The 22,607-nt window shown below is 75.5% G+C and carries 21 protein-coding genes; 11 read left to right on the forward strand and 10 right to left on the reverse strand.

Annotated elements, in window-relative coordinates:
* Positions 1-147: 147 nt before the first annotated feature.
* The 5 genes from WCD58_RS01805 to WCD58_RS01825 form a co-directional block, all read right to left on the reverse strand.
* A complete protein-coding gene (locus WCD58_RS01805; RefSeq protein WP_337698913.1) occupies positions 148-465 on the reverse strand; it encodes a winged helix-turn-helix transcriptional regulator in 318 nt (105 codons plus the stop codon).
* A 1-nt stretch (position 466) separates the two neighbouring features.
* Positions 467-2,782 carry an endopeptidase La gene (gene lon / locus WCD58_RS01810; protein WP_337698914.1) on the reverse strand — a complete coding sequence of 772 codons (2,316 nt, stop codon included), beginning with the start codon at positions 2,780-2,782 and terminating at the stop codon, positions 467-469.
* Between the two features lie 94 nt (positions 2,783-2,876).
* A complete protein-coding gene (locus WCD58_RS01815) occupies positions 2,877-3,290 on the reverse strand; it encodes an OsmC family protein (RefSeq protein WP_337698915.1) in 414 nt (137 codons plus the stop codon).
* Between the two features lie 21 nt (positions 3,291-3,311).
* A complete protein-coding gene (locus WCD58_RS01820; RefSeq protein ID WP_337698916.1) occupies positions 3,312-3,596 on the reverse strand; it encodes a WhiB family transcriptional regulator in 285 nt (94 codons plus the stop codon).
* A gap of 115 nt (positions 3,597-3,711) precedes the next feature.
* Positions 3,712-4,596 carry an esterase/lipase family protein gene (locus tag WCD58_RS01825; RefSeq protein WP_337698917.1) on the reverse strand — a complete coding sequence of 295 codons (885 nt, stop codon included), beginning with the start codon at positions 4,594-4,596 and terminating at the stop codon, positions 3,712-3,714.
* A gap of 265 nt (positions 4,597-4,861) precedes the next feature.
* Here WCD58_RS01825 and WCD58_RS01830 point away from each other — a divergent pair, with 265 nt between their 5' ends.
* Complete coding sequence (locus WCD58_RS01830; RefSeq protein WP_337698918.1) at positions 4,862-5,179, forward strand: N-acetyltransferase; 318 nt, start codon at positions 4,862-4,864, stop codon at positions 5,177-5,179.
* 4 nt (positions 5,180-5,183) lie between these two features.
* Here the strand turns inward: WCD58_RS01830 and WCD58_RS01835 are convergent, their stop codons facing one another.
* Complete coding sequence (locus WCD58_RS01835) at positions 5,184-5,639, reverse strand: MaoC family dehydratase (protein WP_337698919.1); 456 nt, start codon at positions 5,637-5,639, stop codon at positions 5,184-5,186.
* A 10-nt stretch (positions 5,640-5,649) separates the two neighbouring features.
* Complete coding sequence (locus tag WCD58_RS01840; RefSeq protein WP_337698920.1) at positions 5,650-6,534, reverse strand: SDR family oxidoreductase; 885 nt, start codon at positions 6,532-6,534, stop codon at positions 5,650-5,652.
* 65 nt (positions 6,535-6,599) lie between these two features.
* Between WCD58_RS01840 and WCD58_RS01845 the strand changes: the two genes are divergently transcribed.
* From WCD58_RS01845 to WCD58_RS01865, 5 genes are all read left to right on the forward strand, one after another.
* Positions 6,600-7,790 carry an MFS transporter gene (locus WCD58_RS01845; RefSeq protein ID WP_337698921.1) on the forward strand — a complete coding sequence of 397 codons (1,191 nt, stop codon included), beginning with the start codon at positions 6,600-6,602 and terminating at the stop codon, positions 7,788-7,790.
* Between the two features lie 64 nt (positions 7,791-7,854).
* A complete protein-coding gene (locus WCD58_RS01850; RefSeq protein ID WP_337698922.1) occupies positions 7,855-8,613 on the forward strand; it encodes an SDR family NAD(P)-dependent oxidoreductase in 759 nt (252 codons plus the stop codon).
* On the forward strand, positions 8,610-9,395 hold the full coding sequence (locus tag WCD58_RS01855) for a crotonase/enoyl-CoA hydratase family protein (RefSeq protein WP_337698923.1): 786 nt from the start codon (positions 8,610-8,612) through the stop codon (positions 9,393-9,395). Before WCD58_RS01850 ends, WCD58_RS01855 begins: the two co-directional genes overlap by 4 nt.
* Positions 9,396-9,524: 129 nt before the next feature.
* Entirely contained in the window at positions 9,525-11,180 is a 1,656-nt protein-coding gene (locus WCD58_RS01860; RefSeq protein WP_337698924.1) for a hypothetical protein, read from the forward strand.
* Positions 11,181-11,307: 127 nt separating this feature from the next.
* Positions 11,308-12,234 carry a hypothetical protein gene (locus WCD58_RS01865; RefSeq protein ID WP_337698925.1) on the forward strand — a complete coding sequence of 309 codons (927 nt, stop codon included), beginning with the start codon at positions 11,308-11,310 and terminating at the stop codon, positions 12,232-12,234.
* A gap of 41 nt (positions 12,235-12,275) precedes the next feature.
* On the opposite strand, the gene WCD58_RS01870 is transcribed toward WCD58_RS01865, so the two are convergent.
* From WCD58_RS01870 to WCD58_RS01880, 3 genes are read right to left on the reverse strand one after another with little or no spacing between them, the layout of a single operon-like run.
* A complete protein-coding gene (locus WCD58_RS01870; protein WP_337698926.1) occupies positions 12,276-12,797 on the reverse strand; it encodes a VOC family protein in 522 nt (173 codons plus the stop codon).
* A gap of 19 nt (positions 12,798-12,816) precedes the next feature.
* Positions 12,817-13,926, reverse strand: coding sequence for an adenylate/guanylate cyclase domain-containing protein (locus WCD58_RS01875; protein WP_337698927.1), 1,110 nt, complete (start codon positions 13,924-13,926; stop codon positions 12,817-12,819).
* Positions 13,927-13,937: 11 nt separating this feature from the next.
* Positions 13,938-14,309: an ArsR/SmtB family transcription factor gene (locus WCD58_RS01880; RefSeq protein ID WP_337698928.1), complete on the reverse strand. Its 372-nt coding sequence runs from the start codon at positions 14,307-14,309 to the stop codon at positions 13,938-13,940.
* 82 nt (positions 14,310-14,391) lie between these two features.
* Here WCD58_RS01880 and WCD58_RS01885 point away from each other — a divergent pair, with 82 nt between their 5' ends.
* The 5 genes from WCD58_RS01885 to WCD58_RS01905 all read left to right on the forward strand — a co-directional run bounded on the left by WCD58_RS01885 (position 14,392) and on the right by WCD58_RS01905 (position 22,564).
* Positions 14,392-15,336 carry a nicotianamine synthase family protein gene (locus WCD58_RS01885; protein WP_337698929.1) on the forward strand — a complete coding sequence of 315 codons (945 nt, stop codon included), beginning with the start codon at positions 14,392-14,394 and terminating at the stop codon, positions 15,334-15,336.
* 25 nt (positions 15,337-15,361) lie between these two features.
* Positions 15,362-15,901 carry a peptidase associated/transthyretin-like domain-containing protein gene (locus WCD58_RS01890; protein WP_337698930.1) on the forward strand — a complete coding sequence of 180 codons (540 nt, stop codon included), beginning with the start codon at positions 15,362-15,364 and terminating at the stop codon, positions 15,899-15,901.
* The gene (locus WCD58_RS01895) at positions 15,898-16,488 is read left to right on the forward strand and encodes a ferric reductase-like transmembrane domain-containing protein (RefSeq protein WP_337698931.1); all 591 of its coding nucleotides are present in this window, start codon (positions 15,898-15,900) and stop codon (positions 16,486-16,488) included. Before WCD58_RS01890 ends, WCD58_RS01895 begins: the two co-directional genes overlap by 4 nt.
* 65 nt (positions 16,489-16,553) lie before the next feature.
* The gene (locus WCD58_RS01900; RefSeq protein WP_337698932.1) at positions 16,554-16,754 is read left to right on the forward strand and encodes a hypothetical protein; all 201 of its coding nucleotides are present in this window, start codon (positions 16,554-16,556) and stop codon (positions 16,752-16,754) included.
* A gap of 89 nt (positions 16,755-16,843) precedes the next feature.
* Positions 16,844-22,564, forward strand: a complete 5,721-nt coding sequence (locus WCD58_RS01905) for an ATP-binding protein (protein ID WP_337698933.1) — start codon at positions 16,844-16,846, stop codon at positions 22,562-22,564.
* The last annotated feature ends 43 nt before the right edge of the window (positions 22,565-22,607 follow it).

Here is a 22,607-nt window from a genome sequence, read left to right on the forward strand (position 1 = left end):
CCTCCAGGGGCTCGCGGCCGGCCGGGGCACACGACCGGGAGCCCCCGTGCTCACCGGCTGTCGCCCCCCAACGACGGATGGACGCTACCCCGGCTCGGCTGTCCGGTCGACGTCGCCGCCGTCCGGATCGCGCAGCGTGACCGCCGGTCAGCGGGGACGCCGCTCCCGACTGCAGGCCGTGAGCGCCTCCAGCAACGGGGCGAGGCGCCGGCCCTCCGCGGAGAGCCCGTACTCGGTGCGGGGCGGGCGGGTGTCGAGCACCCGCCGCTCGATGAGACCGGCTTCCTCGAGATCGGCCAGGCGCGCCGCGAGCGTCGCGGGCGGCACCTGGCCGAGGGCCTGCTCGAACTCGGAGAACCGGACCGCACCGAGGTGCGCGGCGTAGAGCACCGAGAGCGACCAGCGTCGCTCCAGCAGTGCCGTCAGCGCGCGCACCTCGGGCGGTACCGGCTCCCGCGAGCACATGTCAGGCGGCCACCTCGAGAGCCGGGTCGGTCGCCGGCTCGAGCGCCACCGAGAGGACCTCGTTGATGGTCATCGACGGGTGGAACTCCAGCTGCGCGGCCACGTCGGCAGGGACGTCGTCGAGGTCGGCGCGGTTGCGCTCCGGGACGACGATCTGCGTCAGGCCCGCCGCGTGCGCGGCCAGCACCTTCTGCTTCACCCCGCCGATCGGCAGGACCCGGCCCTGCAGGGTCAGCTCCCCCGTCATCGCGACGGTGTGCCGGACGGGACGGCCCGTCAGGAGCGAGACCAGCGCCGTCGCCATGGTGACGCCGGCCGACGGCCCGTCCTTCGGGATCGCGCCCGCGGGGACGTGCACGTGGAACGAGCGCCCCGTGAACGCGTCCTCGGCGATGCCCAGCTCCGCGGCGTGCGAGCGCACCCACGACAGGGCGATCCGGGCCGACTCCTTCATGACGTCGCCGAGCTGGCCGGTGAGGACCAGTCCCTCCTCGCCCTTCATGGCGGCGGCCTCGATGAACAGGACGTCGCCGCCCGCGCCGGTCACGGCCATGCCGGTCGCGACGCCGGGGACCGCGGTCCGCTCGACGGCCTCGGTGAAGACCCGCTGCCGTCCGAGGTGCTTGCGCACCACCTCGGTGTCGACGACGACCGCGTCCGAGCCGGACGCGATCTCGGTCGCGATCTTGCGGGTCAGCTTGCCCAGCTCGCGGTCGAGCTGCCGGACGCCGGACTCGCGGGTGTACTCCGACACCACGAGGCGCAGCGCCGACTCGTCCGCGGTCACGTCGCCATCGACACCGTCCGTGAGGCCCGCTGCACGGATCTGCCGCGGCAGCAGGTGGTCCCGCGCGATCGCGACCTTCTCCTCGACGGTGTAGCCGTCGAAGGAGATGACCTCCATGCGGTCGAGCAACGGGCCCGGGATCGTGTCGAGCTGGTTGGCCGTCGCCAGGAACACCACCTGCGACAGGTCGATCTCGACGTCGAGGTAGTGGTCGCGGAACGCGTGGTTCTGCGCCGGGTCGAGCACCTCGAGCAGCGCGGCGGACGGGTCGCCGCGCCAGTCGGCGCCGACCTTGTCCACCTCGTCGAGCAGGATCACCGGGTTCATCGTGCCCGCGTCCCGCATGGCCCGCACCAGCCGGCCCGGCAGGGCGCCGACGTAGGTCCGCCGGTGACCGCGGATCTCGGCCTCGTCGCGGACGCCGCCGAGCGACATCCGGACGAACTTGCGGCCCATCGCGCGGGCGACGGACTCGCCGATCGACGTCTTGCCGGTGCCCGGGGGACCGACCAGCGTCAGGATCGTCCCCGCCTTCTTGTCGTCCTCGACGCCGCGGTCGCGGCGCAGCTTGCGGACGGCCAGGTTCTCGACGATGCGGTCCTTCACGTCCTCGAGGCCGGTGTGGTCGGCGTCGAGCACCGTGCGGGCCGCGATCGGGTCGAGCTGCTCGTCGGAGCGCTCCGACCACGGCAGCGCCAGCAGCCAGTCGAGGTAGGTCCGGATCATCGACGACTCGCCCGACTGCTCGCCGCTGCGCTCGAGGCGGGCGAGCTCGCGCTCGGCCTGCTCGCGCACGTGGTCGGGCATGCCGGCCTCGGCGATCTTCGCGCGGTAGTCGTCGCCGCTCTCGGCTCCGCCGTCAGGGCCCTCACCGAGCTCCTTGCGGATCGCCTCCAGCTGGCGGCGCAGCACGTACTCGCGCTGCTGCTTCGCCGCGCCGGACTCGACGTCCTCGCGCAGCGACTTGCGCACCTGCAGCTCCGCGAGCCGCTCGCGCTGCAGGCGCAGGGCGAGCTCGAGGCGCTCGCGGACGTCGAGCGTCCCCAGCAGGGACACCTTCTCGTCGTAGGGAATCTCGGGCGCCCAGCCGGCCGTGTCGGCCAGCGCGCCCGGCTCGTCGATGCCGCGGAGGAAGGCGGCACCGCGGCCGTCGTCACCGCGCAGCTCGAGGACCTCCTCGACCACCGCGCGGTACGTGCTCTCCAGCTCGCGGATCCGCCCGTCGCGCTCCGTGGCGTCCGGGTGGGCCGTCACGTCGACGCGCAGGCGGCCCTCGTCGTCGGTCCGTCCCGACCCCGCCCGCCCGCGGCCGACACCGGTCAGCTGGACGGCGGTCACGCCGTTGGGCAGGCGGGTGCGCTCGCTGACGTCGGCGACCGTGCCCACTCCGGCGAACGTGCCCTCGTGCCGCGGGACGAGCAGGACCTGCTCGCCCGCCTCGACGGGCCCGACCTCCGCGGCCGGGATCACCACGGTCATGCCCGGGAAGACCACGTTGTCGTCGACGGGGACCAGCAACAGCTCGGTCATCTCGTCACCCCATCACTCGTGCTTGATAGCAGCTACAAGTGTTGAAGTGGCTCTGGTATTCCGAGGGCCGGGGACGGTCGAGTCGATCGTTGACTCAGCTCTCGGGAGCGGTGACGTCCAGCCGCGTGACGATCACCAGCGCGTCGCGCAGCAGGATCGTCACCGGCGTGCTGTCGACGACGGCCGAGAGCTGGGCGCGCCGGTCGGTGTCGAGGTCGCCGGCGAGCGACACCCGCCGGTGCAGGACCGCCGGCGGGCCGGGCTCGAACGAGACGTCGACCTCGACCGCCGAGCCGTCGACCTCCCAGCGCTGGAGGAAGGTCCGCACCGACATCGCGGTGCACGACGAGAGCGCGGCGGCGAGCAGCCCGAACGAGGTCGCCCCGTCGGGCTCGCCGTGCTCCGCCGGCACCGTGCAGTTCACCGACAGCCCGTTCACGTCGACACAGACGACGCGACCGTCGCCGTCGGCGAGGCGACCACGGGCCCACACCGCGGGCTTGTCCATGGTCACCAGCCTGGCACGGGCTCAGCCGTGGTCGCTGTGCGCCAGGTACGCGCGGCGTTCCTGCTCGCTCTCGCCGCCCCAGATGCCGTAGGGCTCGTTCACCCGCCGCGCCCACGCGCGGCACGGCTCCTGCACGGGGCACCCGGCGCAGATGCGCGCGGCCTCCGCCACGCGCCGGCTGCGCTTGGGGTCACGCTCGCCGTCGGGATGGAAGAAGAGCTCCGAGTTCATGCCGCGACAGGCGGCGTGGCGCTGCCAGTCCCAGTGGTCGGTGATCGCCCACGGGAGCCGGGACACATCGGCCATTGATGCACACCTCCTACCGACTGTCGTACACCTCGTCGGCGTGCGTCGGTGTGAGATCCCCGTCTCCCCGGCGACGGGGTGTGCCGGGGAACGGTTGCGGGCAACCGCAGGGGCTTCAGGCCGCAGAGGCCAGCGGCGCCGGCACCGCCTCGGGCGTCCACGGACGCCCGGAACGGTCCTTCCCCGCACCGGACAGCCCGTGCGACACGGCCTGCGACCACCGGAACGGCCGCCACCGGTCGAGCGGGACCTCGAGGCGGTCGGCGACCGCGACGAGCGCGGCGGGATTGTGGGTCAGCCCGCAGTGGCTGCCCGGGACGACGACGTTCTCGCAGAGGTCCCCGTCGTCCTGCCGGCAGCCCTCGCCGTGGAGGAGGCCGTCGAACGGCGAGTACACCGCGACCGACCGCACGGGCACCGGCCGGCGGATCAGGTCGATCACCGCCTCGGTGTCGGCGGAGAAGCCCCAGTGCCGCTCGGCGGCCCGGAAGGCGCCGGTGACGCGGTTCTCCTCGGCCTCGGCGCGCCACGGCGAGCCGAGGCAGATGATCCGCTCGACGGCGTCGGGACGCAGCTGCGCGAGCCAGCGGGCCATGAGGCCGCCCAGGCTCCACCCGACGATCGCCACCGGGCGCCCGTGGCGGGCGTGCAGGTCGTCGAGACGGTCGATGAGCCCGTCGAGGATCGCGTCGGTGAAGCCGTGGTTGAGCCCCAGCGTCCAGCGGTGGGTGTGGAAGCCGCGGCTGCGCAGGTGGGCGCGCAGGGCGGCGGTGGTGATGTCGCTCGTCAGGAACCCGGGGATCACGAGCACCGGGCGGCCGTCGCCGCGTCCGCCGCCGGGCAGGACGTGACGGACGGTGTGCCACGCGGCCGTCTCGACCGAGGCGCGCACGAGGTCGGTGGCGGTGAGCCACCAGGAAGGGAACGGGAGGGACGTGGCCGAGGGGTCGACCGTGACGTCCGCGGGGCTCCGCCAGATGGCGGTGGGCGTGGCGTCCATGACGACCACCTCCTCGCCCGGTCACGCTCCGCTGCGGACCGGTAGGCGTGAGTTACCCCTCGGTCGTCGGCACCAACCGCACGCCCCCGGACGATCCGGTCGGGTGACCCGATCGTGTGCCGAGCGGCCGGTCGTCGCACCGCACGGCCCGTCCGCCTCTCCGCGGTCACGGGATCACCCGCTGTAGTGACGGCACTCTTGCGCCGACCGGCCGCACCGACGACGCTGAGTGTCCGAAGGCGTACACAGGGTCGGGGGACCGCGCATGGAGCAGGCGTTCGAGATCGCCTACGACCCCGTGCGCACGCGCGTCGAGGTGAGTCGCGCGGGCAGGGCACTCGGGTTCGTCGAGTACGGCCTGCGCGCGGACGCCGCGGTCCTCGCGTTCACCCAGCTCGACGGCGCCGACGAGGACGCCGTCACCGCGCTGCTCGACGGGGCCCTGGACCTCCTGCGCGACCGCGGCTACCGGATCGTCCCGCTGTGCCCGCTCGTGCGCGGCTTCCTCCAGGCGCACCCCGACCGGCAGGTCGGGGTCGACACCCGCTTCCTCGACCCGCCGGCCGTGCGCCCCGTCGCGTGACCGCTCAGAAGTAGGCGCGGGTCACGAGGTCCGCCACGCAGGCGGGCTTCTCCGAGCCCTCGACCTCGATGGTCACGCGGGTGACGAGCTGGAGCCCGCCGTCGCCGACGTCGGTGGCGTCGACGAGCGTCGAGCGCGCCCGGACCCGCGTGCCGGAGCGCACCGCGGACGGGAACCGGACGCGCTCCAGCCCGTAGTTCAGGCCCATCGTCGTGCCCTCGACCCGGCGGATCCCGTCGAGCAGCAGCGGCACGAGCGACAGCGTCAGGAACCCGTGGGCGACCGTCGCGCCGAAGGGCCCGGAGGCCGCGCGCTCGGGGTCGATGTGGATCCACTGGTGGTCGCCGGTGACGTCGGCGAACCCGTCGATGCGGTCCTGGCCGATCTCCAGCCACTCCCCCGGCCCGAGCTCGCGGCCCAGCGACGCGAGGAGCTCCTCGCGCCCGTGCAAGGTCTCCATGCCCCGGAAGTTACAGGCGGGCCGCCCGGACGGCGTCGACGAGCGGCGTCGGCGCGCGCCCCAGGAGGTTCTCCAGCGCCGGGCTGTCGGTCGCCAGCTCGCCCTCGGCCGCCGAGGTCTCGAGCGCGGTGACGAACGCGGCGGTGTCCTCGTCCATCCCCGCGCGGCGCAGGCCGTCGGCGAACTCCTCGGGCGCGAGGTCCCGGTAGGAGACGTCGGTGCCCGTGACCTCGGTGATCGTCGCGGCCAGGTCGGCCATCGTGAACGCGGGCCCGCCGAGCTCCCAGTAGCCCTGCTGGTCGGCGATGTCGCCCGTCAGCAGCGACACCGCGGCCTCGGCGTAGTCGGCGCGGGTCGCGGCGGACACCCGCCCGTCCCCCGAGGCGCCGACGATCTCGCCGCGCGCGAGGTACTCGTCGAGGCGGCCGGTGTAGTTCTCCGTGTACCAGCCGTTGCGCGCCACGGCGAACGGCAGACCCGAGCCCTGCAGCGCGTCCTCGGTGGCGGCGTGCTCGGGCGCGAGGACCAGCTCGGTCTCGTCGGCGTGCAGCACGCTCGTGTAGACGACGAACCCGACGTCGGCGGCGTCCGCCGCGCGCAGGACGTTCGTGTGCTGCTCGACGCGGTTGCCGACGGTCGGGCTCGACACGAGCAGCAGCCGCTCGATGCCCTCGAGCGCCGCATCGAGGGTCTCGGGCCGGTCGTAGTCGGCCTCGCGCACCCCGACGCCGAGATCGGCGAGGTCGCCGGCCTTGTCGGGGCGGCGGACCAGGGCGAAGACGTTGCGTGCCGGGACGCCGCGGCGCAGCAGGGCGTCCACGGCGAGGCGCCCGAGGTGGCCGGACGCGCCGGTGACGGCGTAGGTGGCGGTGGGGAGGACGGGCGGCTCGGTCATGCGTCGCAGGTGCCCCGTGGCCCTCGCCCGGGAAACGACCTGCCCGCGTGGGTGATGATGGACGCGTGGCGGGTGCGGTCGGCGGGAGCGTCGCCACCTACCGGGCGGTGCTCGGGCTCCCCGGCCTCGCTCCGCTCTACGTCGTCGGGTTCGCCGCGCGCCTGCCCGTGACCGCCACGGGCGTCGTCCTCACCCTGCACGTCGCGATCGGGCTCGACGAGGGCTTCGCCGCGGCCGGGCTGGTCGGCGGCGCGATCACCGCCGGCATCGCGCTCGGCGCACCGGTCGTGGGCCGCCTGGTCGACCGCCACGGCCTGCGCCCGGTGCTCGTGCTCTGCGGGCTCGCGCAGGCCGTGTTCTGGGGCTGCGTCCCGCTCCTCGACGCCACCGCGCTGGTCCCCGCCGCGCTCGCCGCCGGGCTGCTGGCGCCGCCGGCGTTCGCCGTGGTGCGCCAGTCGCTCGCCGCGTCGGTGCCGGCCGGGCACCAGCGCCCCGCCTTCGCCCTCGACGCGATGTCCACCGAGGTCGCCTACGCCGTCGGCCCGGCCCTCGGGACGCTCGTGGTGCTCGCGCTGCCCGGCACCGGCCCGTGGCTCGTCGGCGCGGCGTTCGTCCTCGCCACCGTCGCGCTCGGGTGGCTCGACCCGCCGGTCCGCGCCGGCGGGGCGCGGCCCGGCGAGCGTCCGGCGCCGCCGGTGCGGACGTGGCTGCGCGGCGCGATGCTCGTCGCCCTCGGTTCGACGGCCGCCGCGATCCTCATGCTCACGGCCACCGAGCTGTCCGTGGTCGCGATGCTCACCGCGCGGGACGAGACCGCGTGGTTCGCGCTCGCCAACACCGTCTGGTGCGCGGCGTCGCTGGTGGGCGGCTGGATCTACGGGGCGGCACGGCGCCCGCCGCCGACCGCGGTCCTGCTCGGGCTGCTCGCGCTCGGGTCGCTCCCGGTCGCGCTCGGCGGGCCGTGGTGGACGCTGACGCTGCTGCTCGTGCCGGCCGGGGCGTTCTGCGCGCCCGCGCTCGCCGCGGCGGCCGAGACCGTGGGGCGCCTGGCCCCCGACGACGCCCGGGGCGTCGCGACGGGCCTGCACGGCTCGGCGCTGATGGTCGGCGCCACGGTCGCCTCGCCGCTCGCGGGCGTGCTCATCGACCGGGTCGCGCCGGCGGCCGCGGTCGGGGCGGCCGCCGGGATCACGCTGCTCGTCGCCGTGGTCGCCGCGCTCGTGACCGGGACCCGTACGGGCAGCCGCGCCCGGTGACACGGTCAAGCCTGACCGTTTATGGTGCGGGCCACGTCACCCCGTCCACCGAAGGGACCTGATCATGGACTTGCAGGGCGTCTCGGCCCTCGTCACCGGCGGCGCGTCCGGCCTCGGGCTGGCCACCGCGAAGGCGATCACCGCCGCCGGCGGGCGCGTCGTCGTCGCGGACCTCCCGTCGTCGAACGGCAAGGAGGTCGCCGCCGACCTCGGGGGCGAGTTCGTGGCCGCCGACGTCACCGACGCCGACGCCCTGGGCTCCGCGGTCGCCGCGGCCGAGGCCGCCGGCCCGTTCCGCGCGCTCGTGCACTGCGCCGGCATCGGGAGCCTGACCCGCGTCGTGGAGAAGAACGGCGACCCGGGCGACATGGAGGCCTTCGAGCGGGTCATCCGCGTGAACCTGTTCGGCTCGTTCAACGCCCTGCGCCTCGGCGGCGCGGCGATCGCCCGCACCGAGCCCGTGGACGGCGAGCGCGGCGCGATGATCATGACGGCGTCGGTGGCCGCGTTCGAGGGCCAGATCGGGCAGATGGCCTACTCGGCGTCGAAGGGCGGCGTCGTGTCGATGACCTTGTGCGCCGCACGCGACCTCGCCTCCAAGCTGGTCCGCGTCAACACGATCGCGCCCGGGCTGTTCGACACCCCGCTGTTCGCGACGCTGTCCGAGGACGTCCGCAAGGCGCTCGGCGACTCGGTGCCCAACCCGCGCCGCCTCGGCGACCCCGCCGAGTACGGGCAGATGGCGGTCTCGATGCTGCAGAACCCGATGCTCAACGGCGAGACGATCCGCCTCGACGGCGCGATCCGGATGGCGCCGCGGTGACCGCCCCCGCGTCCGACGACGAGGTCGTCCTGCGCACCGAGCGGGAGGGCACCACGCTGGTCATCACCATCGACCGGCCGAAGGCCCGGAACTCGGTCAACACCGCCGTCGCCCAGGGGATCGCCGACGCCCTCGACGAGCTCGACGGCGACGACGAGCTCGTGACCGGCATCCTCACCGGCGCGGGCGGGTTCTTCAGCGCCGGGATGGACCTCAAGGCGTTCCTGCGCGGCGAGCGCCCGCACATCGGGGACCGCGGGTTCGCCGGCATCACGCAGCGCCCGCCGTCGAAGCCGCTGATCGCCGCGGTCGAGGGCCCGGCGCTCGCCGGCGGCTGCGAGCTGGCGCTGTCCTGCGACCTCGTCGTGGCCTCGGAGGAGGCGAGCTTCGGGATCCCGGAGGTCAAGCGGGGGCTCGCCGCCGCGGCCGGCGGCCTGATGCGGCTGCCCGCGCGGATCCCGCGCACTGTCGCGATGGAGCTCGCGCTCACCGGCGACCCGATCTCCGCCGCCGACGCGCAGCGCTGGGGCCTGGTCAACCACCTGACCGCCCCCGGCGGCGCGCTCGACGGCGCCCGCGAGCTGGCCGGCCGGATCGGCGCCAACGGCCCGCTCGCGGTGCGGGCGAGCAAGCAGGTGATCGTCGAGTCGGCGTCGTGGACGGCCGGCGAGATGTGGGAGCGCCAGGGCACAATCCTCGGGCCGGTGCTGAACAGCGAGGACGCCCGCGAGGGCGCCGCCGCGTTCGCCGAGAAGCGCGCCCCGCAGTGGAAGGGCCGCTGACCGGGCAGGAGGGACGAAACCACTCGTCCGAGTGGATCTCCGGGAGGGCCCGCGTCGACGCTCGTTGAGGGCGTCGACGGCTCCGGTGATCACGAAGCCGCCTCGAACGCTTCGTGATGGGGGCTCTCCATGTTCAGGTCCGGTCGCGCCCGGCACCGTCGCCGTCCGGCCGGGCGCCGGACCCGGCTCGCGGTGGTGGGCGCCGCGGTGGCGCTGCTCTCCGCGGGCGCGGTGGCGGAGGGGGCGGCCACCACGCCCCCGGGCGCGACGCCGCCGCCGATCGTCGCGTGCGACCTCACCGCGCCGACGGGCTGCACCCTCACCGCCGCGGGCGGTCGGGTCGGCGTCCGGGTCCCGCCCGGGATCGGCCGCGTGGTCGCCTTCGTGACCGGCGGACAGGGCGGCTCGCCGGGCTCCGAGCGCGGGGGCGGCGGGGGTGGGGGCGGCGAGACGATCGCCGAGTTCCCCGTGCGGGACGGGCAGGTGCTCACCGTGTGGCCGGGCACCCGCGGGGGTGCCGACGCGGTCGGGCGCGGCCTCGCCGACGGCGGCTCGCGGGGACGTGGCTACACCGCGTACGACGGCGCCGCCGGGGGCGCGGCCAGCGCGGTGCTCGACGGCACGACACCGCTGGTCGTCGCGGGCGGCGGCGGCGGGGGCGGCGGCAACAACGGCACCCGGGGCGGTGGCGGCGGCGCGGGAGGCCTGCCGGCGGACGACGGCGAGGACGGGATCGGGGCCTGCTACATCGGGACCCGCCGCCACGTCCAGGTCGGTTTCCAGGGCGGCGGCGGACCGGGCGGCGGTGCCCGGACGACGCGCGGCGACGCGGGCCAGACCGGCTACCTGGGCGCCGGCGGGGGCGGCGGGGGCGGCGGGGTCACGCGCGGCGGAGGCGGCGGCACCACCGGCGCGGGGATCTGCGGCGGTGCCGGTGGAGGCGGCGGCGGGCGGTCCGCGGTGGGCGGCGGCGCCCGCGCCCTCGCGTACAGCGGCGTCGCCGGCAACGGGGACGGCACGGTCACGCTGCGGCGCTACACCGGCAGCCGGCGCGTCGACTGCTCGCGCAGCCCCTTCCGCTGGCCGATCCCCACGGGGGTCGGGCGGATCTACGCGATCGCCGTCGGCGCCGAGGGAGGCCGTCCCACGGGCGCCACCTCCGGCCACGAACCGGGACACGGCGCGCGGGTCGCCGGCGACCTCGACGTGTCCGGGCGGACCGGTCTCGAGATCACGACCGGGTGCGACGGCAACCGGGGCGCCGGGTACGGGCGGGGGCACGGCGGGTCCCGCGGCACGGCGAGCCCCGCGGACTCCGACGACGGCGGCGGGGGCGGCGGCGCCAGCGCGGTCCGCGACGGCGACACGTCGCTGCTCGTCGCCGGCGGCGGAGGTGGCGCCGGGGGCAGCACCGCGACCGGGGCGCCGAACGGCTCGCGCTACGCCGGCGGCGCCGGCGGGCAGGCCGGCTTCGGGGCGGGGCGCGACGGCGCGCGGGGCGGTGCCCGCGGCGAGGGCGACCTCGGTGAGGGCGGCGGTGGCGGGGCGGGCGCCCGCCGGTCCGGCATCGACGGCGGCAACGGCGGGACCTCGTCCACCGGCGGGGGCGGCGGGGGCGGCGGAGGCGGCTGCCTGCACGGCGGCGAGTACGGCAGCCACGGCGGCGAGTTCGGCGCGGGCGGCGGCGGAGGCGCCGGCGACTCCTGCACCGACGCCGCCCTGATGGGCGCCCGCATCACGCCGAGCACCGACCCGGGCGACGGCTTCGTGCTCCTCGTCTACTGAGGGTCTACTGAGGGCTGCGCCTGGTGAGTGATGTGGGTCGTCGGGACGACTCACATCACTCACGAGCGGCGGAGCCGCATCGTCGTCGCCTACGATGCGGGGCCACGCCGCCCGGGAGGGATCCCGCATGCACCTCCATCACTCCGTCGTCGAGGCCGAGGTGCTGCTCACCCGCGTGGCGCGTGGGGAGCTCGAGACCGGGTGGGACGCGGCGGACGGGTGGGACCGGCGACGCCAGCAGCTCCTCGTCGACACGGTGCTGCGGAACTGGCCGCTCCCCGCGCTCGTCATCGCGACCGACGACGAGCGCGACGTCCTGCTCGACGGCAACGAGCGCCTCCGCGCCCTCTGGCGGTTCACCCACGACGAGCTGCCCGTGGCGGGCGCGACCCCCTCGGCGGGCGAGTACCTCGAACAGCTCGACGGCCTGCGGTTCAGCCAGCTGCCCCAGCGGTTCCAGCGCCGCGTCGCGCGCTACGGCGTCCCCGTCGTCCGGGTGCCGGCCGCCACCGACCGGGAGGTGCGCGAGCTGATGGCGCGCTGGGACCCGGCGACGCCGACGGTCCGGGCGGCTCCCCCCGCGCCCGCCGAGCCGGTGACGCCCCCCGAGCCGCTGCCGGTGACACCCCCGCTGCCGGCGGCCCGCACCCCCAGCGAGGCCTTCCAGCCCGTCGAGACCGTCCCGCCGCCGCCGGCACCGGGTGCGCCCGAGCGGGCCGGCGGTGCGCACCGCCGGGCCGCGACCAGCGAGCCGATCTTCGACGAGCTGTCGGCGTGGTTCCTGGAGTCCTCGGAGCCCGCCACCACCTGGACCTCGCCGGCCGACAGCGGCCACGAGGCGGCGCGCGCCGCCCTGCGCGAGTCGACGGTGGAGCTGACGCCGGCCGGGCTCCCGATCCGCGAGCCCTCCGCCCGTCTCGCCCCCGGCGGCATCCAGGCCCCGGCGCGGGCCCGCCCGGCGCCGACGCCGGACCCCCGCACGGTCGGCGCGCACCTCAACCGCTTCCGCGAAGGCGCCAGCGCCGCGCGCAGCGACCTCTCCCCGCCCGCCTGACCGCCAGCAACGCCGCATCGCTCGCACGGGCGGGGCCTCTTCTAGACGGTGTCCTCGCCGTACATCTCGCCGAGCGGGTCCATGATGAACTCGACGCGCGCGCCGTCGGGGTCGTGCGTGTAGATCGAGACCTCGGACTCGACCATGTACTCCGCGCCGCGCTCGTCGAGGCGCCGCTTGATCCCGTACCACTGGCTGCCGGGCACCGAGATCGCGATGTGGTGCAGCCCGCCGAGCACCTCGGCGTAGGGGCCGGGCTCGACGCCGGGCAGGTCGAAGAAGGCGAGGCAGTTGCCGTTGCCGACGTCGAAGAAGAAGTGCGTCGAGCCGGCGAGGTCACGGTTCTCGAACAGCACCGTGACCGGGAAGCCCGCCACGTTCTGGTACCACTCCACGGTGGTGCGCACGTCGCGGCACACGAGCGCGGTGTGGTGGATGCCCTTGCCGGTCGACGGCGGGCGGTTCTCCCGCGAGTAGAGGAACTCCTCGCGGATCCGGTCGCGCTCCGCAGTGAGCCGCTGGCGCTCGTCCTCGCTGATCAGGGAACTCTTGTCGGCGCTCATGCCGGAGACCGTAGACCGTTCAACCGAGATCGTGGACCGCCAGTGATCCCGCGTCCCGCTCGGCCTTGCCGCTGCTCGCGCCGCCGTCGCGGGTGAGCTCCGCGAGCATCCGGTAGGTCAGCCCGCGCGGGCGCAGCCCGAGCTCGGCGGCGGTGTCGTCGTCGAGACGTTCGACGAGGTTCTTGGTGACGAGCCGCTGGCCCCCGGTCGCGACCTGCTCCACGCGCGCGCACTCGTTGACCTCGTCGCCCAGCGCCGTGACCTCGAGCCGCCCGCCGGTGACGATCTGCCCGATGAACAGCCCCGCGCCCCAGTGCGCGCCGACGTTCATGCGGCAGTCCTCGGCGCGGACCTCGGCCCCGGTCTCGGCCAGGCCGGCGACGACGTCGGCCACGACGCCCGGCAGCTCCTGGACCACGCGCAGCGCGGCGCTCGCGGCGGCGGCGTCGGACCCGTGGGAGTCGCTGAGGAAGTACGCGCTCGCCCCGTCGCCGGCGTGCTTGCCGACGATGCCGCCGTACCGGGCGACGAGCTCGTCGAACGCCGTGGTGACGCCGCGGATCAGCTCGAAGTACACCGGCGTCGGGAGGCGGCGCGACAGCGGACCGGAGCCGTCGATGTCGGCGAACACCACCGCCGCCGGCCGCTGGGCGGGCGCCGAGAGGTCGGCCATCCGCTCGAACATGGCCTCGTCGCCCTCGGTGACCAGCGCGATCACCCGCGCCGGCAGGAGCGGCGCGTAGATCAGGACCGCGCCCAGCGGGCTCCCGTCCGGGTGGCGCAGCGTCACCCCGAGCATCCCGACGGTCCGGTGCCGCCCGCCGACCCGCAGGTCGAGCGACAGCACCCACAGCGGCGTGGTCGTCGGGTCGGCGAGGCGCGGGTGCAGCTCGTGGCGCAGGGTGTCGGCGGCCTCGGAGGTCAGGAGGTCGTTCCAGACCTCGCGCTCGAGCACCTCGTCGAGGTGCCGGCCGATCCCGAGGTCGGTGCCCTCCGCGACACCGGCGAGCAGCTGCATCTGCTCGGACACCCACGCGAGGCGCCCCTCCGCGTCGACGACCTGCGCCGCCGTCCGGCCCGCGGCCAGCGCCGCCACCACCTCGCCCAGCTGACCCTCCGGCTCCCCCACGGCGCCGGACCCTACGGCGCGGCCTCCCGCGGGTGCGCGGTCATCGCCCGACGGTGTCCCGCGTCGTGGAGGAGCACGTCGAGCAGATCGCCGACGTGGTGGTCGCGGGCACGCGAGAGGACGTGACGTCCCGCACGTCGCTGGGTGACGAGGCCGGCGAGCCGGAGCTTCGCGAGGTGCTGCGAGATCGCGGGCCGCGTCGCCCCCAGGCGCCCGGCGAGCGTCGACACGTCGAGCTCGTCGCCGCAGAGCAGCCACAGGATCCGCAACCGCGTCGGGTCCGCCAGCATCCGCAGACCCTCGACCGCGACGTCGACGTGCTCGCCCGCGGGCAGGTCCGCGAACGCGCCGTCCGGCGATCCGGCGTTGTCAGTTGCGTACACGTTTACGTATCGTGCCAGAGCGAGAGATCGTGTTCCATGGGCTCTCGGACGATGTCGCCCGCCGGTGGGAGGTCCGCCCGGAATGAGCACCCCGTACAACCGCGCGATCACCCGCCCCGCCGGCCGCCCCCGCGGCGCCGGGCGCCTGCCGGTCCGCGCGTGCGGCACGGAGCGCAGCGGAGCTGCCGCGCCGGAGGCGGATCACTGCGGCACCGGTGCCGAGCACACCGCCCTGCTCGCCGAGATCGTCTCCCTGCACGACGCCCTGGTCGCCGCGCCCGACCTCGAACCCGGCCCCGACACGAACGCGCTGTTCACCCGGCTCGTCGGCCTCGCCGTCACCCCGCACCCGCACCACGTCGTGGACGCCGTGCTGGCCGACCCGGACCTCACCGACCGCCTGCCCGACCTGCGCGCCCGATGTGCGAGCGGCGAGTACGCCCTCGAGCGGGCCTGGGCCCGCCGCGTGCTCGCCGCGCCCGACCCCGCCGCGGAGCTCGAGCGCTTCCCGTACCTGCAGAACTACCGCGACCTCACCCGCATCGAGTACCACGCCGTCGCCGGTCACGCCCCCCTCGCGCCCCGCCGCGCCCTGTTCGTCGGCTCCGGCCCGCTGCCGCTCTCGGCGCTGCTGCTCGCCCGCCACGGCGTCGCCGTCGACGCCGTCGACCTCGACGAGGAGGCGGTCGTCCTCGGCGGCGCCGTGGCCCGCGCGCTGGGCGACGACGTCACCGTGGCGCAGGGCGACGCCCTGGCCCTCGACGACCTCACCGGCTACGACCTCGTGTGCGTCGCCGCGCTCGTCGGCCTCGCCCCCGACGACAAGGCCGCCGCGCTCGCCCACGTCCGCGCGCGGATGCGCCCCGGGGCGACCGTGCTCGCCCGGAGCGCGCACTCGCTGCGTGGCCTGCTCTACCCGGTGCTCGACGTCGCCGACGAGGGGCTCGGCGGGCTGGAGCCGCTCGCCGTGCTGCACCCGCACACCGACGTCGTCAACTCCGTGGTGCTCGCCCGCGTCCCCGGATGACCGGGCCGACAGGCATGCTCGGGACGTGCCCCGCACCCGCCCGCACCCCGTCGCGGTCGTCTCGGTCGCCCTGCTCGTCGCCGTGATCGCCGCCGCGCTGTGGCGCTCCGACGAGTCGGGCACCGGCGCGCGGAACGTGGGCGCCACGGAGATCGTGGTCCCCGCCGCCGTCCCCGGCACGACCTGCCCGCCGACGGTCACCAACCCCGGCGGGCGCAACAACTACCGCGAGGACGCCCCGCTCGACGTGCCGCTCGGTCGCGGTCTGGAGATCACCGGCGTCGTCCGCGACACCGCGTGCCGGCCCCTGCCCGGCGTCCCCGTGCAGGTGTGGCTGCAGACCGCGCTGGGCAGCGAGCGCGAGAACCGGACCACCGTGCTCACCGGCCCGGACGGTCGCTACCGCGTCGACACCGACCCGGCCGTCGCCCAGTTCGGCGAGCCCAACGTGCACGTCGCCCACGATCCCGACCGCAGCCCCTGGGCCTCGGTGTGGCAGCGCCACGTCGTCGACCCCGAGGACCCCCTCGCCGTCGTCGACCTCACGCTGGCGCCGGCGTCGTGAGGGTCGTCCTCGCGGTGTCGACGCTGGGCGGGGTGCTCCTGCTCGGCCTCGCGGCCGCCGCGCCGCACCTCGCCCAGGCCTCCCCCGTGCTCGTCGTGTCGACGCTCGCGGCCTGCGTCGCCGTCGCCGCCCTCGCCGCCCAGCCCTGGCTCACGCGCCGGAAGGTCGGGGCGCACATCCGGGTCGGCGGGGTCGTCGCCGTGCTCGTGGCCGTGCACGTGATCGCGCTGCTGGTCGAGAGCCCGGACGACGCGCTCTACGCGATGTCGATCGACGGCCCCACGCGGGCCCGCATGGCGCTGATCGCCACGGTCCTGCTCGTGGTGGTCACGCTGCTCGGGCTCCTGCGCCGGCGGCTGCGCTGGTCGGCGGCCACGTGGCGGTTCGTCCACGGGAGCCTGGCCGGGCTGGTCGTCGTGCTCGGCGTGGGGCACGCCGTGCTCATCCAGGGCGCGCTCGACGGGTGGGGCACCGTGGTGCTGCTCGCGCTCGGGGGGCTCGGCGCGGTCGGCGTCGTGGTGCGGCTGACGAAGGTCCTGCGGGCGGGGGACGAAGCGAAGCCGGAGCTCGACCCGTCGAACGGGTGACGTGATTCCGCACGACCGTGGGCGCGTCGGTCCGTGAGCGGACGGGCGCGGCTAGCTTCGCCGCGGTGGAGCCGACGCCGATCTTCGCCGACCTCGTGAGCACGGAGCGCCCGCGGCCGACGTCCCACGGCGCCCACGACGGCGGCCGGTCGGTCACCGACCTGCTGCGCGAGCTGCGCGACGAGGCCCCGCGGGCGTCGCGGCCCGCGAGCGTCGGGCGCGTCCCCGGGCTGCTGACGTTCCCGGCGCGACCCGGCGAGCGATGAGAGGGATCCGTCACGGGTTCCGTCGGCCGGACTAGCGAGCGCCCCGAGGACTCCGCGTGACCCGCCGGTCGCCGTTAGGGTCGGCGACCGTGAGCGCTCCGCCTCGTCCGTTCCAGCGCCTGGCGATCGTCAACCGTGGCGAGCCCGCGATGCGCCTCATCAACGCCGTCCGGGAGTGGAACGTCGAGAACGACGGCGTGCTCCCGCCGATCCGCACCATCGCCGTGCACACGGCGGTCGACCGTCACGCGATGGCGGTGCGCGAGGCCGACGAGGCCGTGCTCATCGGCCCGGACGACCCGGACGACATGGGCCCGGTGCCCTACCTCGACCTCCCCGAGCTCGAGCGGGCGCTGGTCGCGTGCCGCGCCGACGCCGTCTGGCCGGGCTGGGGCTTCGTCTCCGAGCGGGCCGAGTTCGCCGCGCTGTGCGAGCGGCTGGGCATCACGTTCGTCGGGCCGACGTCGGAGACGATGCAGCGGCTCGGCGACAAGATCGAGTCGAAGCGGATCGCCGAGAGCGTCGGCGTGCCGATGGCGCCCTGGAGCGGCGGCCCGGTCGCCGACGTCGACGCCGCCCGCGAGGCCGCGGAGAAGATCGGCTTCCCGCTGATGGTCAAGGCCACGGCGGGCGGCGGGGGCCGCGGCATCCGCTTCGTCGCCCGCGCCGAGGACCTGGACGACTCGTTCACCCGCGCCTCGGCCGAGGGCGAGCGCACCGCCGGCGACGGCACGGTGTTCCTCGAGGGCGCCGTGCGCGGGGGGCGCCACGTCGAGGTGCAGGTGGTCGCCGACGGCGCCGGCGGGGTCGTCACGCTCGGCGTGCGCGACTGCAGCGTCCAGCGCCGCAACCAGAAGGTGCTCGAGGAGTCCGCGTCCACGGCGCTGGACGCCGAGCAGGACCGGCTGCTGCGCCAGAGCGCCGCCGACCTCGCCCGCGCCGCCGGCTACGTCAACGCCGGCACCGTGGAGTTCCTCTACGACCCGGCGAACGAGGTCCTCTCGTTCATGGAGGTCAACACCCGCCTGCAGGTCGAGCACCCGGTCACCGAGGCCGTCACCGGCGTCGACGTCGTCAAGCTCCAGCTGCACGTGGCCATGGGCGGGTCGCTCGCCGAGGTGCTGGGCGATGTGGATCCGATCCGCCCGCCCGCCTCCGGGCACGCCATCGAGGCCCGCCTGACCGCCGAGGACCCCGAGCGCGGGTTCGCGCCCGCCCCCGGCGCGATCCGCCACCTCGTGCTCCCCGCCGGCCCCGGCATCCGCGTCGACACGGGCGTGGCCACCGGCGACGTCATCCCGCCCCAGTACGACTCGATGATCGCCAAGGTGATCGCGTGGGGCCGCACCCGCGACGAGGCCCGGGCCCGGCTGGCCCGCGCGATCCGGCAGACCGCCGTGGTCGTCGAGGGCGGCACCACCAACAAGGCGTTCCTGCTCGACCTGCTCTCCCGGCCCGAGGTCATCGGCGGCACCGCCGACACCACGTGGCTCGACACGATGATGGCCGACGGCTACACCCCGCCGCGCCGCGTCGACATCGCCCTGCTCGCGGCCGCGGTCGAGGCCCACGAGGCGCACGAGTTCCGCCAGCAGGGGCGCCTGTTCCTCTCCGCCGAGCGCGGCCGGCCCGAGGTCGGCCACGAGGTGTGGCACCAGGTCGACGTCCGCGTCGTCGGCGAGTCCTACCGGCTGCGGGTGGCCCGCACGCGGCCGTCGCACTACCGGGTCGTGCTCGAGGGCGACGGGGACGGCTCCGGGGTGGACGTCGTCGTGGAACGCTCCGGGCGCTTCGAGCGCCGCCTCACCGTCGGCGGGCGCACCTTCGGCGTGCTGTCGGTGGCGCAGGGACCGGACTACCTCGTCGAGGTCGACGGCGCCGTGCACCGCATCGCGGGCGGCGAGGCCGGGCTCGTGCGCGCGCCCGCCCCGGCCATGGTCGTCTCGATCCCCGTCTCCCCCGGCGACACCGTGGCCGAGGGCGACACCGTCGCGGTCGTCGAGAGCATGAAGCTCGAGACCGCGCTGCGGGCTCCGGTCAGCGGGCGGGTGGCCGAGGTGCTGGTCGACGCCAACACCCAGGTCGAGGGCGGCTCGCGGCTCGTACGGCTCGAGCCCGACGCCGACGACCCCGGCGGCTCCACCGGCGAGGAGCGGGTCAGCCTCGCCGCGCTGGCCTCCCCACTGCCGGACGCGGAGCGCAGCGGAGCCGGACCGTTGATGTCGGAGGACGAGCGCGCCGACGCCCGCACCCGGGCCCGCGACGCGCTCGCCGCCCTGCGCGCGCTCGTCCTGGGCTACGACGTCGACGAGCGCGAGACCACGCCGCTGCTCGAGGCGCTCGACCGCGCCCGCGAGGAGCTCCCCGCCGACGACCGCGACCTGCTCGCCGACGAGATGAGCATCCTGCGCATCGTCGCGGACCTGTCCGCGCTCTCGCGCAACCGTCGCCTCGAGGGCGGCCCGGGCGAGCTCGACGACACGGCGGTCGACGAGGAGTCGACCCGCAACCCGCAGGAGTACTTCTACGCCTACCTGCGCTCGCGCGACGCCGACGCCGAGGTGCTGCCCGAGTCGTTCCGGCTCAAGCTCGCCCGCGCGCTCGAGCACTACGGCGTGCCCGACCTGGGCGCCGCGCCGGAGCTGCTCGGGCCCGCGCTGTACCGGATGTTCCTGGCCCACCGCCGCGCCGGCGCGCACCAGCCGGTGGTCGCCGCGCTGCTGCGGGCGCGGCTGCGGGCGCCGGAGTCGGTGCATGCGGACGGCAGCGATGGGGGCGAGGCCTACCGCACGGTGCTCGACCACCTCGTCGCCGCCACGCAGGTGCGCCACCCGCAGATCGGCGACCTCGCCCGCCAGGTGCGGTTCCGCTGCTTCGACGCGCCGCTGATCGAGTCCGAGCGCGAGCAGACCCAGGAGCGGGTGCGCGCCGAGCTCGACGCGCTGTCCGGCGACCCCGCGACCCGCCGGCGGCAGATCGACGAGATCGTCGCGTCCGGCGAGCCGATCCTCGGGCTGTTCTCCGAGCGCCACCACGCGGTGATGCTCGAGGTGATGACCCGGCGCTACTACGGGCTCATCCGCGACGTCGGCGACGTGCAGGTCGACGAGCACCTCGGCCGCCCGCTGCTCACCGCGCGCTACACCCACGACGGGGACTCGTACGTCGTGGTCGCGACCGTGGCGACGGTCGACCAGCCCGACGGCGCCACCGCCCCGGCCACCGTGTCCACCGACCTGCACCGCCTCATCGAGGCGCTCCCGGACGGCGACACGGTGCTCGTCGACCTCTACGTCACCTCGCCGCGCGGCCCCGAGGCCCCCGACGGGCCCGAGGAGCGCGCCACGCGGATCCGCGACTCGATCGGCACGATCCCCGCGGCGGTCGGGCGCGTGACGGTCGGCATCCGCGGCACCGTCCACGACGGCGACCACGGGGGCGCCGCGACCAGCTGGTTCACCTTCCGGCCCGACGACGCGCACGCCCCGGTCGAGGACCGCACCCTGCGCGGCCTGCACCCGATGGTCGCCGAGCGCCTCGGGCTGTGGCGCCTGCGCGACTTCGAGCTGACCCGCCTGCCGTCGGCCACCGACGTCCACCTGTTCCACGCGCAGGGCCGCAACGTGCCCGAGGACCGGCGGCTGATCGTCACCGGCGACGTCCGGGACCTCACGATCCTGCGCGGCGACGACGGGGCGGTGCGGGCGCTGCCCCAGGTGGAGGCCGTGCTCGACGCGGCGCTCGACAGCCTGCGCTCGGCGCGCGCCGCCGACGCGGAGCTCGCGGCGCTGCGCTGGAACCGCGTGCTGCTCTACGTGTGGCCGCTCGTCGAGGTCCCGCTCGCCGAGCTCGACGGGATCGTGCGCACCCTCGCGCCGCGCACCGAGTCGCTGGGCATCGAGCAGGTCATGGTGCGCTTCCGGACCCCGGACGGCGAGTTCCTGCTGCGCATGTCCCGCCCGCCGGGCGCCGGGCTCACGCTGCGGGTCACGGCTCCGCCGACCGGGCCGATGGGCGAGCTCGACGCGTACACGCAGAAGGTCATCAAGGCCGCGCGGCGCGGGGCGCTCTACCCCTACGAGCTCGTCCCGCTGCTCACCCGCAGCCCCGACCCGGGCGGCGAGGCGGGCACGTTCACCGAGTACGACATCGACCCCGGGACCCTCGCGCCGGTGCCCGTCGACCGGGCGCCCGGGTCGAACACGGCGAACTTCGTCCTCGGCATGGTCACGACGCCGACGGTGCGTCAGCCCGAGGGCCTCACGCGCGTGGTGCTGCTCGGCGACCCGACCCGCGCGCTCGGGGCGATCGCCGAGCCGGAGTGCCGCCGCGTCCTCGCCGCGATCGACCTCGCCCGCGAGCACGGCGTGCCCATCGAGTGGTACGCGGTCTCGGCGGGCGCGAAGATCGCCATGGACTCCGGCACGGAGAACATGGACTGGATCTCCCGCGTGCTCCGGGCGATCATCGACTTCACCCAGGACGGCGGCGAGATCAACGTCGTCGTCACCGGCATCAACGTCGGCGCCCAGCCCTACTGGAACGCCGAGGCCACGATGCTCATGCACACCCGGGGCATCCTCGTCATGACCCCGGACTCGGCGATGGTGCTCACCGGCAAGCAGTCGCTCGACTACTCCGGCGGCGTCTCGGCCGAGGACAACTACGGCATCGGCGGCTACGACCGCATCATGGGCCCCAACGGCGAGGCGCAGTACTGGGCGCCGGACCTCTCGGGCGCGGTCGACGTGCTGCTCGCGCACTACCGGCACACCTACGTCGTGCCCGGCGAGCGCTTCCCCCGCCCCGCGCCCACCCACGACCCGGTGGAGCGCGACGTCCGGTCCGCGCCGCACCACGGCGACGGGTTCACGGTGCTCGGCGAGATCTTCGACCCGGCGAGCAACGCCGAGCGCAAGAAGCCGTTCGACATCCGCTCGCTGATGAGCGGCGTCGCCGACACCGACCACCCGACGCTCGAGCGCTGGGCCGACATGCAGGCCGCGGAGTCGGTGGTGGTGCTCGACGCCCACCTCGGCGGGCAGCCCGTCGAGCTCATCGGCATCGAGTCCAAGCCGCTGCCGCGCCGCGGCCCGCCGCCGGTGGACGGGCCGTCGCAGTGGACCGCGGGCACGCTCTTCCCGCGGTCGTCGAAGAAGACGGCGCGGGCCATCAACGCCGCGAGCGGCAACCGGCCGGTGGTCGTGCTCGCGAACCTCTCGGGCTTCGACGGCTCCCCCGAGTCGCTGCGCGGCCTGCAGCTCGAGTACGGCGCGGAGATCGGGCGGGCGGTCGTCAACTTCGACGGGCCGATCGTGTTCTGCGTCGTGTCGCGGTACCACGGCGGCGCCTTCGTCGTGTTCTCCGGGACGCTGAACGACGAGATGGAGGTCGCCGCGGTCGAGGGCTCGTACGCCTCGGTGATCGGCGGGGCGCCGGCGGCCGCGGTGGTGTTCTCCGGCGAGGTCGCCAAGCGCACCGCCGCCGACCCGCGCGTCGCCGACCTCGAGAGCCGGATCAGCGAGCGCCTCGAGCGCGGCGAGGACGTCGCCGAGCTGCGCGGCGAGCTGGCCGGCGTCCGGCCGGTGGTGCGCTCGGAGAAGCTCGGCGAGGTGGCCGACGAGTTCGACACGAAGCACTCGGTGGCCCGGGCCCAGGAGATGGGCTCGGTGCACGCCATCGTCGACCCGGAGCGGCTGCGGCCCTACCTCGTCGACGCGGTGCGCCGCGGGATGGAGAAGACGCTGGCGCGGGGGGCGTCGGGGTCGGCGTCGGGGTCGGCGTCGTCGGAGGTGCTCTCGCAGTCCTGATCGTCACCCTGCTCGTCGTCGCGGGCGCGCGGCGCGGGCAGGG

Origin of the sequence: Actinomycetospora flava (assembly GCF_037400335.1) — a bacterium.
In the GTDB taxonomy this organism is placed as follows: domain Bacteria; phylum Actinomycetota; class Actinomycetes; order Mycobacteriales; family Pseudonocardiaceae; genus Actinomycetospora; species Actinomycetospora flava.

Excerpts from the sequence above, each read along its gene's own strand:
- WCD58_RS01885 (WP_337698929.1), top strand. The coding sequence starts at position 14,392 with ATGAGCACCCCGTACAACCGCGCGATCACCCGCCCCGCCGGCCGCCCC.
- WCD58_RS01825 (WP_337698917.1), bottom strand. The coding sequence starts at position 4,596 with ATGGACGCCACGCCCACCGCCATCTGGCGGAGCCCCGCGGACGTCACG.
- WCD58_RS01865 (WP_337698925.1), top strand. The coding sequence starts at position 11,308 with ATGCACCTCCATCACTCCGTCGTCGAGGCCGAGGTGCTGCTCACCCGC.
- WCD58_RS01805 (WP_337698913.1), bottom strand. The coding sequence starts at position 465 with ATGTGCTCGCGGGAGCCGGTACCGCCCGAGGTGCGCGCGCTGACGGCA.
- lon (WP_337698914.1), bottom strand. The coding sequence starts at position 2,782 with ATGACCGAGCTGTTGCTGGTCCCCGTCGACGACAACGTGGTCTTCCCG.
- WCD58_RS01830 (WP_337698918.1), top strand. The coding sequence starts at position 4,862 with ATGGAGCAGGCGTTCGAGATCGCCTACGACCCCGTGCGCACGCGCGTC.
- WCD58_RS01820 (WP_337698916.1), bottom strand. The coding sequence starts at position 3,596 with ATGGCCGATGTGTCCCGGCTCCCGTGGGCGATCACCGACCACTGGGAC.
- WCD58_RS01850 (WP_337698922.1), top strand. The coding sequence starts at position 7,855 with ATGGACTTGCAGGGCGTCTCGGCCCTCGTCACCGGCGGCGCGTCCGGC.
- WCD58_RS01815 (WP_337698915.1), bottom strand. The coding sequence starts at position 3,290 with ATGGACAAGCCCGCGGTGTGGGCCCGTGGTCGCCTCGCCGACGGCGAC.
- WCD58_RS01840 (WP_337698920.1), bottom strand. The coding sequence starts at position 6,534 with ATGACCGAGCCGCCCGTCCTCCCCACCGCCACCTACGCCGTCACCGGC.
- WCD58_RS01860 (WP_337698924.1), top strand. The coding sequence starts at position 9,525 with ATGTTCAGGTCCGGTCGCGCCCGGCACCGTCGCCGTCCGGCCGGGCGC.
- WCD58_RS01835 (WP_337698919.1), bottom strand. The coding sequence starts at position 5,639 with ATGGAGACCTTGCACGGGCGCGAGGAGCTCCTCGCGTCGCTGGGCCGC.
- WCD58_RS01870 (WP_337698926.1), bottom strand. The coding sequence starts at position 12,797 with ATGAGCGCCGACAAGAGTTCCCTGATCAGCGAGGACGAGCGCCAGCGG.